Origin of the sequence: Bacillus sp. CR71 (genome assembly GCF_003429245.1) — a bacterium.
GTDB classification, from domain to species: Bacteria; Bacillota; Bacilli; order Bacillales; family Bacillaceae_G; genus Bacillus_A; species Bacillus_A thuringiensis_S.
Genome location: NZ_CP031748.1, coordinates 3,802,245 through 3,816,288, shown reverse-complemented (window position 1 = coordinate 3,816,288; position 14,044 = coordinate 3,802,245). Strand labels below are relative to the sequence as shown.

Sequence of the window (14,044 nt, the reverse complement as noted above, 5' to 3'; positions counted from 1 at the left end):
AAATCAATAAAGGTGTAACTATAATAGTTACAGTAAGTTCGTTGTTTTGAAATGTACACATTGAATTACAAGAATGAAGGGAGTTTTTATGTAAATCAAAAAGTTATAAAAATCTATTAATTTTTATAATGAGATAAAATGTTTTTTGTTTGCACAAATTATTAAATATGTTATTTCTAATAGAAAACTAGAGGTGGAAAAATGAAAAATTTTAAGGGTATGTTGATATCATCACTTGCAATTACAACTTTTGCTGGGGTAGGTACGACATTTGTAACAAATACAGTACATGCTGCTAATAACGATTCTAGTAAAATACAAGTTCGTTCTAATAAGAGTATAAACACAACAACTGGCTCGAGAGGGCTTGTATTATCAGTCAATCCTTATGATGAACCTAGATTTTCGAGACAGGGATATCTTGAAGAGGCACCTTTAGGAATTAATGCTCCTTATGCTTGGGGAATTAAAGGAGGAAATGGTCAGGGAGCAACTTTTGTAGATTTGGAAGAAGGCTGGTTATTAAATCATGAAGATTTAGTCGGTCAAAATATTGAATTTATGTCTGGAAAAATGAGTAATGATCTTTCTCATGGTACTTCAGTTCTAGGTGTTGTTTCTGCAGCTGACAATGGAATTGGGAACATTGGGATTGCACCAAAAGCAAAGGCAAAAGTAATTTCAGTGATCCGAGATAATGGGAGAATCGATGTAAGAGATGCTATTTTAAGTGCCGTAGATTCTTTACAGGCTGGAGATGTTTTATTAATTGAAGAATCCTTTAAATATGATGGATATGGAGATGACCCTTTACCAGTCGAAGTGTATTCTAGTATATTTAACGCAATTCGCAAAGGGACAGATAAAGGCATTATTATTGTAGAAGCAGCTGGTAATGGTGGGATTGATTTAGATGAATTTAAAGACCGTAATGGTAAACAGATTTTAAATCGAAATAGTCCAGACTTTAAAGATTCAGGATCTATTATAGTTGGAGCATCTACTGCAAGAGTTCCTCATAAACGTTTAGCTTTCTCTAACTATGGTAGTAGAATTGATGTATATGGTTGGGGAGAATATGTTGATACATTAGATACATATCAAAATCAAAATAGTAAAGGACAAAAAATTACAGATCAGAACATAATTAATCGTTATACTCCTAATTTCCGTGGTACTTCTAGCGCTTCGCCTATAATTGCTGGGGCTGCTGTATCGATTCAAGGGATTGCTAAAGAACATTTAGGTAAGGCATATTCACCAAAAGAATTGAGAGCAATTTTAAGTAATCCAAATACAGGCACAAAGTCTAATAACCCATCATCTGATAAAATAGGGGTTTTACCAGATTTAAGGGCGATTTTGTCTAACCTTGGATATAATAGTGATTTGACTACCAATGATCCTATGGTATTTCCAGATAACATAGAAAAAAATGAAGGGAAAGAAAATTCAACTTTCGTATTTCCAGGTGAAGAAACAAAAAGAACAGGTGATAAAAATTCAACTGTAACCTTCCCAGAAGAAGATTTAAAACAGGAGGAAAAAGAAGAGGGATTAATTGTTTTTCCTGATTAATAAAAAAATACTACCTTCCATTTGGAGGTAGTATTTTTTATTTCTTGTCATTAACAAGCAGGCATGAAAGTTGTATTTGTTTATCTTTCATAATGAATTTAACCACAAAGTCGAATATTTGACTGTTAATTAACTTTTTCTTCTCAATCAATTATATTAATTAATCTAGAAATGCTTGCTGCAATGCTTTGAGCCCATCGCTGTATATACCATGGAACAGATTAATTGCCTCTTCATCACTAACTTCAACAGGAGTGAACGTACCAGACCACTCTACTAATGATGTGTTACTTTCAGTACCTTTTTTCACCCGGATTGTAGATAAATAATTAGTGACCGGGAACGGTGCATTCATGATTGAATACGTGTAGTAGCGTTCCTTATCATTGAATACTTCTAAGCGTTCTATAATTGTATCACCATCTGGATTAGCTAGATGACGTACACGACCGCCTTCAGTTAATTTACTACTAGGTATATAAGGTAACCAGTCTGGAAGGGAGTTGAAACCTCCGATTAATTGCCATACTTGTTCAGGTGATCCGAAAATTTCCATAGATATAGTAGTATATGCCATGTTCATTACGCTCCTTTTCATCCCGGTATTTACGGGTAAATAATCAGTAGGGGATAAACCGCCCCACTGATTAAAGTTTCACTTTATAGGTCCATAACTTATAGTGAGAATGAATTTTATCGTGGATTTTTTATTTGATATATAAGTATAAAGTTAAAACTATATACTTTTAATGATTAAATTATATAATAAATATAGAAACGAAAATTTATGAGCAAGGAAGTTGAAAAATATGACATTAACAATGGGCTTTATTGGATTTGGAAAGTCAGCTAACCGCTATCACTTACCTTATGTAAACACACGTAATAATATAAAAATAAAAACGATTTTTGTACGTCAAATAAATGAAGAATTAGTGGATCCATATAAGGAAAAAGGTGTTTACTTCACTACTGATTTGGATGAATTGTTGAATGACAAAGAAATTCAAATGGTGACGGTCTGTACGCCAGCACATACGCATTACGAATTAGCGAAAAAAGTTATACTTGCTGGAAAGTCAGTTATCGTTGAAAAACCATTTTGCGATACAGTGGAACATGCGAAAGAATTATTAGCTTTAGGACGAGAAAAAGGTGTAGTAGTTATGCCTTATCAAAACCGCCGTTTTGATGGTGATTTTTTAGCTGTGAAGCAAGTAGTTGAACAAGGATTCCTTGGTGATATTATTGAGATTGAATCACATATTGATTATTTCCGTCCTGGTTCAATCACTCATGAAGCTCCAAAAGAAGAAGGTTCATTTTATAGTTTAGGTATTCATACGATGGACCGCATGATTTCACTATTCGGCCGTCCAGATACGGTGACATACGATATTCGTAATAATGAAATGGAAGGTGCGGTTGATAATTATTTCGATGTTGGTTTACATTACGGAAATCAGTTGAAGATTAAGCTGAAAACGAACCATGTCGTAGCAAAAGATTATCCACGCTTTATCGTCCATGGAACAAATGGATCATTTATTAAATATGGTGAAGATCAGCAGGAAAATGATTTGAAAGCGGGGATTATGCCTGAGAGTGCAGGGTTTGGTGAAGATTCACCGATGTACTATGGAGTTGCTAAATATCGTAATGCAAATGGTGACTGGATTGAAAAACAAATTAAAACGCCGCTTGGTGATTACGGTCGTTTCTATGATTCCGCGTATGAAACAATTATAAATGGTGCACCAAAACTTGTGAAAGACGAAGAAGCGGTAACGAATATTGAAATCTTAGAAAATGGATTTGCTGCCCCATCACCTTCAGTTTACAAACTTGAGGCTTTACATTTGAATGAATAGAAGAGAGTTTGCAGTATAAAGGAGGTATGAAAATGGCAAGCGGATCAACACAAGTAAAATACCTCGGCATTTATCAAAAGATTAAACAGCAAATTTTAGACGGTGAATATAAAATCAACGAAAAAATTCCGAGTAGCCCCGTCCTTGCTGAAGAATTTGGTGTTTCAGCCCTTACTATTAAGAAAGCGCTGGATCTATTAGTTAGAGATGGCTACATCATCCGCCGGCGCGGAAGCGGAACAGTGGTGCAAGATTGGCGTCAACAGGAAAAGGCACGAATGATTCAAACTTTAACGGGTACGAAAGCTGTATACGGCAGTGAGGTAGAAAGTAAAATTATCGAGTTTGCGATTGTTGGGGCTGATGAAGTAGTTGCTGAGAAATTGGGAGTTTCAATCGGTGATTTCGTCTATAAAATCATTCGCCTCCGCATCATTCACAGCATTCCGACGATTATGGAGCATACATGGATGCCAATTTCGGTTATCCCAGGTGTTGAGGCTTCTGTTTTAGAGGAGTCGATATACTCACATATTCAAAATAAACTTGGCCTTGAAGTAGGGACATCTGTTGTCAGGGTTAAAGGAATTCGCCCAGATGATAGGGAAAAGCAGTTTATGAACTTAACAAATCAGGATTTCCTAATGCGAGTTGAACAAGTAGCTTACTTAACGGATGGACGAACTTTTGAATATTCTTATGCAGATCATCTACCAGAAACCTTTGAGTTTGAAACAGTCATTACGGCAAAAAATTATAAAGAGACATAAAAAACGGTTGAGGCAAGTATTGTCTCAACCGTTTTTTTATCTTGGATAGAATTTACACATATAGTAGGAGCAGTTATTATTCATCGGCTGTAATCAGCATGGATGTGTTCCCGGTTTTTTCAAGATGAACTTCTCCCCAGGAACAGAGGGAATCGAGTATAGCTCCTAAAGACGAACCGTAATCGGTTAAAGAGTACTCTACTTTCGGTGGTACTTGGTCATATATTTTCCTTTGGATTACACCATCTTCTTCTAGTTCCCGTAATTGTTGCGTTAACATTTTTTGCGTAATACCAGGCATTAATCGTTTTAATTCACTCGTTCTTTTTGTCCCTTTTTTTAAATGACAAAGGATAACAACTTTCCACTTTCCGCCAATAACTTCTAAAGTCGCCTCTACAGGAATATTGTATGTTTTCATAAAAAAACTCCTTTGATGAATTTAGATTATAGTTTTGAGCCTAAATACGTTGTAATACTAAAATTATTTCTTTTTAGTGCCGATAACACTTTAAAGTACGTACTATTTATTGTGCGAAATGTCGTTCATAATAACTGATGTAAGAGAGAAGTAAGCAGAACTGCACTTTAAAGTGTATATATTACTTTTTAGTACCTATAACACTTTAAAGTACGTACTTTTTATTATGTTAAATATATTCCATAATAGCACTTGTAAGCAAGAAATGAATAAAATGTGCTTTGAAGTGCATTTGAGATTGGTTAGCTGTAATACTATGAGGACATTCATACAAAAGAAAACGATTTGTTGCGTTACAATAATTAATCCAAGACTTAACAGTTGATTAATCGAACTGTAAAGTTTAAAATTACAGTAAGATTTTTAGAAGTGAGTTGTCATCGTCTGTAAAATGTAGTTTCAACAATGTTATAGAAGAAGCATTTTGAAAAGAAATGAATAGTAGAGATAAACGAAACATTACGTGAATTTGATTCTAAACTGTAATTTTTTTTAATACATTTCAATAACCGATATGTAAAATGTACGTTTGATAAAAAACATTAAAGGAGTGAGTTAAATATGGTAATTCTATATACAACAGCAAGCTGTGCTTCATGCCGAAAAGCGAAAGCATGGCTTGAAGAGCATCAAATTGATTATATTGAAAAAAACATCGTATCAAATTCTATGACAGTTGATGAGCTTAAAGCAATTCTTCGTTTAACTGAAGAGGGGGCTACTGAAATTATTTCAACTAGATCGAAAACTTTTCAGGACTTAAATATAAATATTGAGGAGCTTTCGCTTAATGAATTTTATAAATTAATAATCGAGTATCCACTAATGTTGCGTCGCCCAATTATGCTGGATGAGAAAAGATTACAGATTGGTTTTAATGATGAAGAAATTCGCAAGTTTTTACCACGTAGCGTTCGAACATTTTTAAACATTGAACTGCAAAAATTGGCCAATTAATAAGTAATATTTTTTAGAAAAAGTTTTTTGAAAGGAGGAAGCAGAAGATGATTGAAGTATGTGTTACAGTTAATTATAATGATAGAAATTATCAAACAAATGTTATTGTGAGTAAAGATACGATTTGGACAAAAATTAAACAACTGGCAGAAGAACAAGTGAAGAAACAGTGGAGTGTTTAATTTTATTTTCAACTTAAAAAGCTAAATGAAGTTATCGTATATAGGCCAGACCGGATAGAATATAAAGGAATTAATTTTTTATGGTAAGAAGTATTCTATATGTTTTAACGTTCTAACCTATCTGTAATATTTATGGCTACAGTATGTTAATATATGAGAAACAATATTTTTAATCGTAGGAGGAAAACAATGAACAGCGACTTTACCTTGGCCATTCACAGTTTAACTTATTTAGCTTTACAGCCAGACCGGATGTCAACAAGTAATGCTATTTCAGAAAGTGCAGGTGTACATCCAGTACGTATTCGTAAAGTACTAAGTTTGTTAAAAAAACATAAGTTTATACAATCAAAAGAGGGAACTGGTGGAGGCTTTATTTTCGCTCGCGATTTAGGTGAAGTTAATCTTTGGCATATTTATCAGATAACCTCTGAAGGTGCTTTGCAGCCGAAGTGTCCGGAATCAAACGATCAGTGTGTTGTAGGTTCGAACATGCGAAAAGTTCTTTTTGCTATTTTCTTAGGTGCTGAAGAACATCTAGGTGAATACTTAAAGAATTATACAATGAAAGAAGTTGTTGACCTTATTAATCAAGAGCGTTAAGCGGCTTAATTATTATATAGCCGTGAGTTCTTAACACATAAATGTAATGAAAAATATTACAGTTAAATTTATTTTTTTATGTTGTTTATCGTCACTAAAAATAATTTGTAGGAAGGTGAAAGAGTATGATGTCAAAGCATAATCCTGTTTTAAAAGTAGGCGATTGGGTTCGAGGAATATCAGTAGAGGGTGAATTAATACTTGGTTATATTGAATCATTTGATAATGTAGGGGAAGTAGTTAAGGTTAATGTTGTGAAATGTGACAACAGAGATACAATAAATAAAACAATGTCCTTTTTAAGTAAACATGTAAAAAAACTCCCTGAATCAAAGGCAATAAATAAGGAACAAATTCTTTACCTTATAGACCTTGCATTATTAACAGGAGACGAAGAATGGTTTATCGGACTTTCTTCAAAATTAAACTCGATAAACGAGCTAGTTAATGGGGGAGTTTAATTTTTTAGCTTATACCCTAATCAATAATATCCTTTCTTTTGTTGCATCTTAATAAAAGAGGGGATGGATGTTATGAAAATAAGATTAACAATGGTTAGCATCATATGTCTGTTTATTTTTTTATTACCCTGCATTTCTGCTCAAGCAATTGTAAAAAAGGAAAATGATATAAACAGAAATTTTGGCATAGATTTAACTGGTTATAAACTTTATTCGTTTGGTGAATTTAACCAATTAGATTATAAGATAACACCACTTACTCAGTTGTTTTTAGGAATAGTGCAAACAGAAGGTGAGTGGATTAATGAACCACGATTATATATTAAGGGAAATAAAGGTTATTTTCATCTTTTGAAAGCGGACGTTACGAATGTTCTTTATACCGTTGAAAAGAGCGGGGATTTTTGGAGAATTATAGATGTAAAAAGAAAGAAAATCAGCAGAATAACTGTATCAAAACAGCTTTTAAAAGAAGTAGTAATTGAGCTCTTATTGGAGCCAATAAGTAAAGAGGTTGAAAACTATTATAAGGAACCAAAACTTTGGTATCGAGGTTCTGAAAAAATACTTGAAATAAAAAAAGATACAACAAACTATACTTTTTATGTAACTGTTCAAATTCAAACTTTTGAGGGTGCACACAACCCGCCTTATGGAGAGGACACAATTACTTTTCGCATAAAAGGAAATGATCTAAAAACGATTCATTATAAACATAGAGATATTCCTGAAGAAGAGTCGAACAAACTACAATTAAGATAACATTGAAGTGATTTGTTTGTGCATCCTTGATAATGATAATTATGTAAATGAGCTGTCCATATGGGGCAGCTTTTTTGTTTTTTTACTCAGTGTATCTTTTTAAAATGTATATGAATTCAATATTAATAATATATATCCTAAAATTTGGTTTTTTTATTTTGGAATTTTTTCTTTTTACCTACATTAATTATTTATTAGAATATCTTTTATGTTTAAAATGAAATTTTTTGATAAAGGGGATATAAGTATCTTTATAATGAGTAACCTAGAAAAACAATGTATTATTGTATTTTTTTACTAACTAATTCAGCTTTAAGCGATAAAAACAATGGCTACATGCTAACTGTAAAATATTATCCATATAAAATTATTCACCTTTAATATTTCTGAAAATATAAAAATATTAATTTTATAAATATACACGTTATAATGAGGGCGTCGAGAGAAATTTTATTATCTCTGGAGAAAATATAAAAAATGCGATTACTAGTAAGAAAGGTGTGTGATTAGAGGCGAAATGTATGTAAAGTGCTTCAGTGGCTTGTGTAAGCAATATCATCAGTGCTGCCGAAGTTATTAAAGTAATGTATAGAATTGAGAAAGAAATGCCTCGCAAATTAAGAGAGGCCGGTTTAGCTAAAATTACTGTTAAAAGTAAAAAAAGAGAAACCATTAAAGTAATACACTGTTATTAGAAATGTTGCAACGTATTTATGAAGTCTATTCTATATTGTTCTCTTAAGAGGTCTTTATATAAAGAGCGGATATTACGAGTAAACTTTTTTGTGAACGCTAACAATTATATTAGGACGCTAACTAGCGAATGTTTCAATTTGGATTCATTATGATGAAGGACATACAAAGTGGGGCAACTTGTAAGGAATTCATTTTCCGAAAAGGGAATATTTGTTAGGTGCAAAGAGAGATGTAGGAATAGATACAAGGGGGAGTTATTATATGAACGGGAATACTGCAAAGAAAATAGAAGTTCAAGCTGAAAATACCGCACGAAAAAATGAGCAATATGCAGATCCGAAAAAGTGGCATAAGCAGGATACTACATGGGCACTCAGTCTATTTGGAACTGCAATTGGAGCAGGGGTGCTCTTTTTACCGATTAATGCAGGTTCAGGTGGTTTATTATCTTTACTACTAATTACATTACTTGCATATCCAGTTATGTACTACTCACATAGGGCGCTTGCTAAAATGATATACGCTTCTAATTCTGCTGATGAGGGGATCACAGGTACAATTAGAGAGTATTTCGGAAATAAAGCGAGTATCATTTTTAACATCGTATATTTCAGTTCAATTTATACAATCGTACTAATGTATTCGGTTGCGCTTACAAATACTGCAAGTAGTTTTATCGTGCATCAATTGCACATGCCAGAACCTCCAAGGGCTATTTTATCACTTGTATTAGTTCTTGGTCTTATCGCTATACTAAATTTTGGTCAAGATATTACTGTAAAGGTAATGAGTATGTTAGTGTATCCTTTCATAGTTTCTCTACTTTTTATCGCAATATCTTTAATTCCACAGTGGAATACGTCAATGCTTAGTTTTTCAGCTGTTTCAACTGCTTCAACAGGAACAGGCTATTTTGGGACGATATTGATGATTCTACCAATCATCGTATTCTCATTTAATCATTCACCTATGATTTCATCATTTGTTGTGAAACAGAGAGCTACGTATGGAATCGAAGCCACTGATGCTAAATGTGCGCAAATACAAAAGGTTTGTTATATCATGACATTCGCTGTTGTTATGTTCTTCGTTTGGAGTAGCGCATTGAGCTTGACTCCAGATGATATAAAAATGGCAAAAGAACAAAACTTATCAATTCTTTCATATCTTGCTAATGAGCTTAATTCGCCTGTAATCACGATTGCAGCTCCAATTATTGCTTTTGTGGCTATTACAAAGTCTTTCCTTGGCCATTATATAGGAGCATTTGAAGTAATGCGTGACATGATTATTAAGTTCGGTAAATCACGTGGAAAAGATATTGAAGAAAAAACAATTAAGACAGTAATCCTTACTTTTGTTGTATTATCATGCTGGTTTGTTGCTTATACAAATCCAAGTATTCTTGGACTTATTGATTCTCTAAGCGGTCCATTAGTTGCTGCTATCTTATGTCTATTACCGATGTATGCGATTCAAAAAGTGCCAGTACTAGCTAAATACAAAGGGAAAATGAGCAACGTATTTGTTATTATTGTAGGTGTACTTACTGTCTTAGCAAGTATTAAGTCATTATTCTAATTCACTATTATTGGTATTAGTGTAAAAATAGTTAACATGAAAAACTTTTTGGACAAACTTCTCACATTGGAGAGTTTGTCCTTTTTTAGTCATTCTATCAACTTGCCGACAAACAAGCCACCTTCCAGGCAGAAAGTGGCTTGTTTCGGTATTAATTTATTTTAACTATTCATGTCTGAATGGCCCTTTTGGAGCAATTAGCTCTAAATTAGTACCATCTGGATCGGGGAAGTAGGCAACTCCTGTACCAAATCCAGATTTCTAGCCGTCTTCTTGAAAGATAATTGGTTCGTCATATGGTGCTATCCTATGCCCATCAAGCTAACAAAATGGATTGCCTCTGAAACAAAAAATGATTTTTATTACTATAAAAAACGTAAAGTATCTGTTTTTAGAAAAAAATAATTTTTATAAATTGATGGAGATATAACTCAATTCTTTTATATATTTAGTTAAATATGATTGTCAGAATGAACTTAAAGTAATTATGATTTCTAGAAATACGAACTGATGTTTTGAATTGGTTTAAAGTTGCTGGAACAAAATAAAACCAATTGAGCAAAAAAACTTGCAAAAATAAAAAGAGAGATGTATATTAATTGATGTATCAATAATTGATACGTCAATTAATATTTTGACAAGAAAGAAAAGGAACATTTTATGAAGGAAATGTTCGTAAATATCAGTGGAGAAGAACGCAAAATACTTATTCATGTTCTATTACAGATACAAAAAAATGTAGAGAATATTAAAGAATAGAGAGTGTAGGGGGCAGAATAGTGTGGAAATAATCGCAGCTATTTTAGTCGGGATCGTAGCATTAGAACATTTGTTTATCATGATCCTTGAAATGTTTTTTATTGATTCAAAAGTAGCGAAACGTGCTTTCAAATTACCGAAGCATTTAGAAGGAGATCGAAACGTAGCCATTATGTTTGCAAACCAAGGTTTATATAATGGATTTTTAGCGGCTGGTCTCATTTGGGGACTTGTACTTGGGCTCAATCCAATTGGTTATATGGTCCAATTATTTTTCGTGATTTGTGTGGTGATAGCAGCTATTTTCGGAGGTTTCACATCTAATAAATCAATTATTGTGAAACAAGGACTTCCAGCTGTTTTAGCACTAGTTGCTCTTTTATGTATGATATAGAATCAAAGTTTCTCAATAAAAGAACTCATTTTTGAAAAAATACGCTATTCTTTCTTTAGAATTATAGGAAAGGATAGCGTTTTTGTATGTCTATTTCTATATGTAGTGAATTACAACTATTCCTTCAAGGGATTCAACTGCTTTTCAGCTTTTGGATATATTTTCATCCATCTTTGTTTCCTCCTATTGTTGGATAGTGTAATAATTGATAAAAATTTTGATGAAATTGGATTATAATGATTGATCAAAAAAGCTAGTGATTAAAAATATTATTCTTTAGTACATACATTTTTAAGATGTTAAATATATTTCATAATAGTCTCTGTAAGATAAGGGTAACTAGAATAGTACTTTTTATAACTTTGAATATCATTCATAATAGCACCAGTAAGAAGAAAACAAGCTTTACGGTACTAGTCACCAAAGATGTTACAGTAGTTTATTTAGAATCAGATTGATTGAAAGGTTGTACTATATGGCCTAATAATTTCGAAAAAATGTCGGTGTGGCATAAAACAATTATGGAGGTTAAAGATATGAGTACTTCAAATTTGAATGAAATAAGTAAACGAATTTTAATAGAGGAGGAAACACTTCAATTTTCCTCTTTTACAAATGAAGATGCACTGCAACTAGGTTTATTTATCGTTGAAACAGCGAAGAAAGAGGGGAAATTGATTGCTGTTGATATAACGAAAAACGGTGTGCAATTGTTTCATTTCAAAATGACAGGGACAAATGAGGAAAATACGAAATGGATTGAGCGTAAAAAACGAGTCGTTTCTCTGCATGATCATAGCTCGTATTATATGCAGATACAAAGTGAAATAACTGGAATCTCATATAATGAAAAATATCTTTTAGATACTTCGGAATATGCTGCGTTTGGTGGCTGCTTTCCTATCAGAATAAAAGACGTAGGGGTTATTGGAATGATAACAGTTTCGGGATTACCACCAGAAGAAGATCACGAATTGGTTATAAGAGCAGTTAAGAATCATCTGAAGCAATAATAAAAAGGCCAAAACGAACAAGAATATGTTCATTTTGGCCTTTTTATTATTCATTTCATGTAATGAACATAGATCTAATCTTTTTCTAATAAATACATGAGTACTAAAAGATATTAGGGAATGAAGAATCTTTAATCCGAGACACTTTTCTTGACGATGATAATTTATGTAGTTAATATGATAGATATAAAATAACTTAATTACTTTTAATAATTAAATTATTTTATATAAGTTATAGTAATTAAGTAGTATGTGGTAAAAATGCTTTGAATTGCCACTATTAATATTGGGGACAATGAGAAAGCGACAAATATAAAAAATTTGAAGTTAAGAAGCAAGAGTGAATCAACAATGATAGTAGCTTCTGTACAATGCATTTTTACTATAGTGACAATGACTATACATCACGAGGGGGACTGAACTTGGAATCAATGACCTTTGTTTTATTTGGAGCGACAGGGGACTTAGCAAAACGCAAAATTTACCCCGCGCTATATAACTTATATAGAGATCAAAAGCTTCCAAAGCAAATATCTGTTATCGGGCTTGGAAGACGTGAAGTGTCTCATATAGATTTTCAAAAAAGAATAAAAGAATCAATAGAGACGTTTTCTCGTCAGAGGGAAGAAGGTACTCCGGAACTCGAAGGTTTTTTAGATAATTTTCGCTATTGTCCATTAGATGTGAGTAAACCGGAAGACTATGAGAGGTTATTACAAGTCGTTCGTGAAAGGGAAGAGGAACTACATATAAAAGGTAATAGAATGTTCTATCTTTCAGTTGCTCCTGAATTTTTCGAGACCATTGCTTTAAATATTAAGGAAAGCGGACTTGATAAAACAGATGGATGGAAACGCCTGATGATTGAGAAACCGTTTGGGCACGACCTTACATCTGCTCGTGAGCTTAATGATAAGCTTAGTCGCACGTTTGAAGAAGACGAGATATACCGTATTGATCACTATTTAGGTAAACCGATGATTCAAAACCTTGAAGCACTAGAATTTGCAAATCCTGTTCTCCAATCGATTTGGAACAAAGAACATATAGCAAATGTACAAATTACAGCTAGTGAAACAGTTGGGGTTGAAGAAAGAGCCGGATATTATGATCATGCAGGAGCCATTCGAGATATGGTTCAAAATCATATGTTACAAATATTAATGATGACTGCTATGAATCTGCCGGAAAAGGTTAATGCGTGTGAAATTCGAGAGGAAAAACGAAAAGTAATGGAGACGCTTCGTAAAGTGAAAAAAGAAGACGTTCAAAGCCATATCATTCGCGGTCAATACTCTTCAGGAGAGATAAAAGGCGGGCAAGTTGTAGCGTATAAAGAGGAGCCAGGAGTAAATCCTTCTTCTAACATAGACACATTTGTTGCTGCTCGTTTGTGGATCGATAATCCATTTTGGACTGGCGTTCCATTTTATATACGAACAGGAAAACGAATGAAAGAAAAGTCCACTCGTATTGTAATCGAGTTTAAAAATACGTTAAAACAGCAATATCAAGATAATAATCCAAATGCAGCACCTAACTTATTAATAATTGAAATTAGCCCAGGTGAGAATGTTTCATTACAGTTAAATAGTAAAAATCCATTGAAAAATGGAGAGATTGAACCGATGCGTATTAACTTTACTTGCGAGCAAGTGGATGTGGGAGTACCTGAAGCGTATGAAAGACTCATTCACGATGCAGTGAGTGGAGACGCTACATTCTTTGCACATTGGAGAGAAGTTGAATTGTCATGGGAATGGGTACAACCAATTCTTGAAGCGTTCGAGGAAAACTTATTACCGCTTCATGAATATGAGTCTGGTTCATATGGTCCAGAAGCGTCTAATGAACTGTTGCAAGAAAGTGGATTTAAATGGTGGTTAGATCAAGAGACGGAAAAATAAGTACTTTCTTTCATGAAAGCATTTAGGGG

At 33.2% G+C, this 14,044-nt stretch carries 14 protein-coding genes and 1 pseudogene; 12 read left to right on the top strand and 3 right to left on the bottom strand.

Annotated elements, in window-relative coordinates; translation table 11 throughout:
• Positions 1–201 precede the first annotated feature (201 nt).
• Positions 202–1,578, top strand: coding sequence for a S8 family peptidase (locus DOS87_RS19150; RefSeq protein ID WP_208730110.1), 1,377 nt, complete (start codon positions 202–204; stop codon positions 1,576–1,578).
• Positions 1,579–1,738: 160 nt separating this feature from the next.
• Here the strand turns inward: DOS87_RS19150 and DOS87_RS19145 are convergent, their stop codons facing one another.
• Positions 1,739–2,155 (bottom strand): SRPBCC family protein, encoded by a 417-nt coding sequence (locus tag DOS87_RS19145; RefSeq protein WP_000332041.1) that lies wholly within the window; start codon positions 2,153–2,155, stop codon positions 1,739–1,741.
• 232 nt (positions 2,156–2,387) lie between these two features.
• On the opposite strand from DOS87_RS19145, the gene DOS87_RS19140 reads away from it, so the two are divergent.
• Complete coding sequence (locus DOS87_RS19140) at positions 2,388–3,449, top strand: oxidoreductase (protein ID WP_086390685.1); 1,062 nt, start codon at positions 2,388–2,390, stop codon at positions 3,447–3,449.
• A 32-nt stretch (positions 3,450–3,481) separates the two neighbouring features.
• Entirely contained in the window at positions 3,482–4,219 is a 738-nt protein-coding gene (locus tag DOS87_RS19135) for a GntR family transcriptional regulator (RefSeq protein ID WP_000146279.1), read from the top strand.
• 76 nt (positions 4,220–4,295) lie between these two features.
• Here the strand turns inward: DOS87_RS19135 and DOS87_RS19130 are convergent, their stop codons facing one another.
• Positions 4,296–4,640, bottom strand: a complete 345-nt coding sequence (locus tag DOS87_RS19130) for a winged helix-turn-helix transcriptional regulator (protein WP_000860826.1) — start codon at positions 4,638–4,640, stop codon at positions 4,296–4,298.
• Positions 4,641–5,261: 621 nt separating this feature from the next.
• On the opposite strand from DOS87_RS19130, the gene spxA reads away from it, so the two are divergent.
• From spxA to DOS87_RS19100, 6 genes are all read left to right on the top strand, one after another.
• On the top strand, positions 5,262–5,657 hold the full coding sequence (gene spxA / locus DOS87_RS19125) for a transcriptional regulator SpxA (RefSeq protein WP_098831151.1): 396 nt from the start codon (positions 5,262–5,264) through the stop codon (positions 5,655–5,657).
• Between the two features lie 47 nt (positions 5,658–5,704).
• Entirely contained in the window at positions 5,705–5,839 is a 135-nt protein-coding gene (locus DOS87_RS19120) for a BA3454 family stress response protein (protein WP_000573532.1), read from the top strand.
• A 189-nt stretch (positions 5,840–6,028) separates the two neighbouring features.
• The gene (saiR, locus tag DOS87_RS19115) at positions 6,029–6,442 is read left to right on the top strand and encodes an Rrf2-family transcriptional regulator SaiR (RefSeq protein ID WP_001083469.1); all 414 of its coding nucleotides are present in this window, start codon (positions 6,029–6,031) and stop codon (positions 6,440–6,442) included.
• Between the two features lie 128 nt (positions 6,443–6,570).
• Positions 6,571–6,903: an IDEAL domain-containing protein gene (locus tag DOS87_RS19110; protein WP_033669682.1), complete on the top strand. Its 333-nt coding sequence runs from the start codon at positions 6,571–6,573 to the stop codon at positions 6,901–6,903.
• A 72-nt stretch (positions 6,904–6,975) separates the two neighbouring features.
• The gene (locus DOS87_RS19105; protein WP_208730109.1) at positions 6,976–7,665 is read left to right on the top strand and encodes a DUF3888 domain-containing protein; all 690 of its coding nucleotides are present in this window, start codon (positions 6,976–6,978) and stop codon (positions 7,663–7,665) included.
• A gap of 957 nt (positions 7,666–8,622) precedes the next feature.
• Complete coding sequence (locus DOS87_RS19100; RefSeq protein WP_001014191.1) at positions 8,623–9,942, top strand: aromatic amino acid transport family protein; 1,320 nt, start codon at positions 8,623–8,625, stop codon at positions 9,940–9,942.
• Between the two features lie 165 nt (positions 9,943–10,107).
• Here the strand turns inward: DOS87_RS19100 and DOS87_RS19095 are convergent.
• Positions 10,108–10,236: pseudogene (locus DOS87_RS19095) on the bottom strand (VOC family protein); the annotation flags it as partial.
• Positions 10,237–10,723: 487 nt separating this feature from the next.
• Here DOS87_RS19095 and DOS87_RS19090 point away from each other — a divergent pair.
• The 3 genes from DOS87_RS19090 (at position 10,724) to zwf (ending at position 14,015) form a co-directional block, all read left to right on the top strand.
• Positions 10,724–11,095 (top strand): DUF1304 domain-containing protein, encoded by a 372-nt coding sequence (locus DOS87_RS19090; RefSeq protein ID WP_000402472.1) that lies wholly within the window; start codon positions 10,724–10,726, stop codon positions 11,093–11,095.
• 497 nt (positions 11,096–11,592) lie between these two features.
• Positions 11,593–12,108, top strand: a complete 516-nt coding sequence (locus tag DOS87_RS19085) for a heme-degrading domain-containing protein (protein ID WP_074789785.1) — start codon at positions 11,593–11,595, stop codon at positions 12,106–12,108.
• Between the two features lie 422 nt (positions 12,109–12,530).
• Positions 12,531–14,015, top strand: coding sequence for a glucose-6-phosphate dehydrogenase (gene zwf, locus DOS87_RS19080; protein WP_000445329.1), 1,485 nt, complete (start codon positions 12,531–12,533; stop codon positions 14,013–14,015).
• The last annotated feature ends 29 nt before the right edge of the window (positions 14,016–14,044 follow it).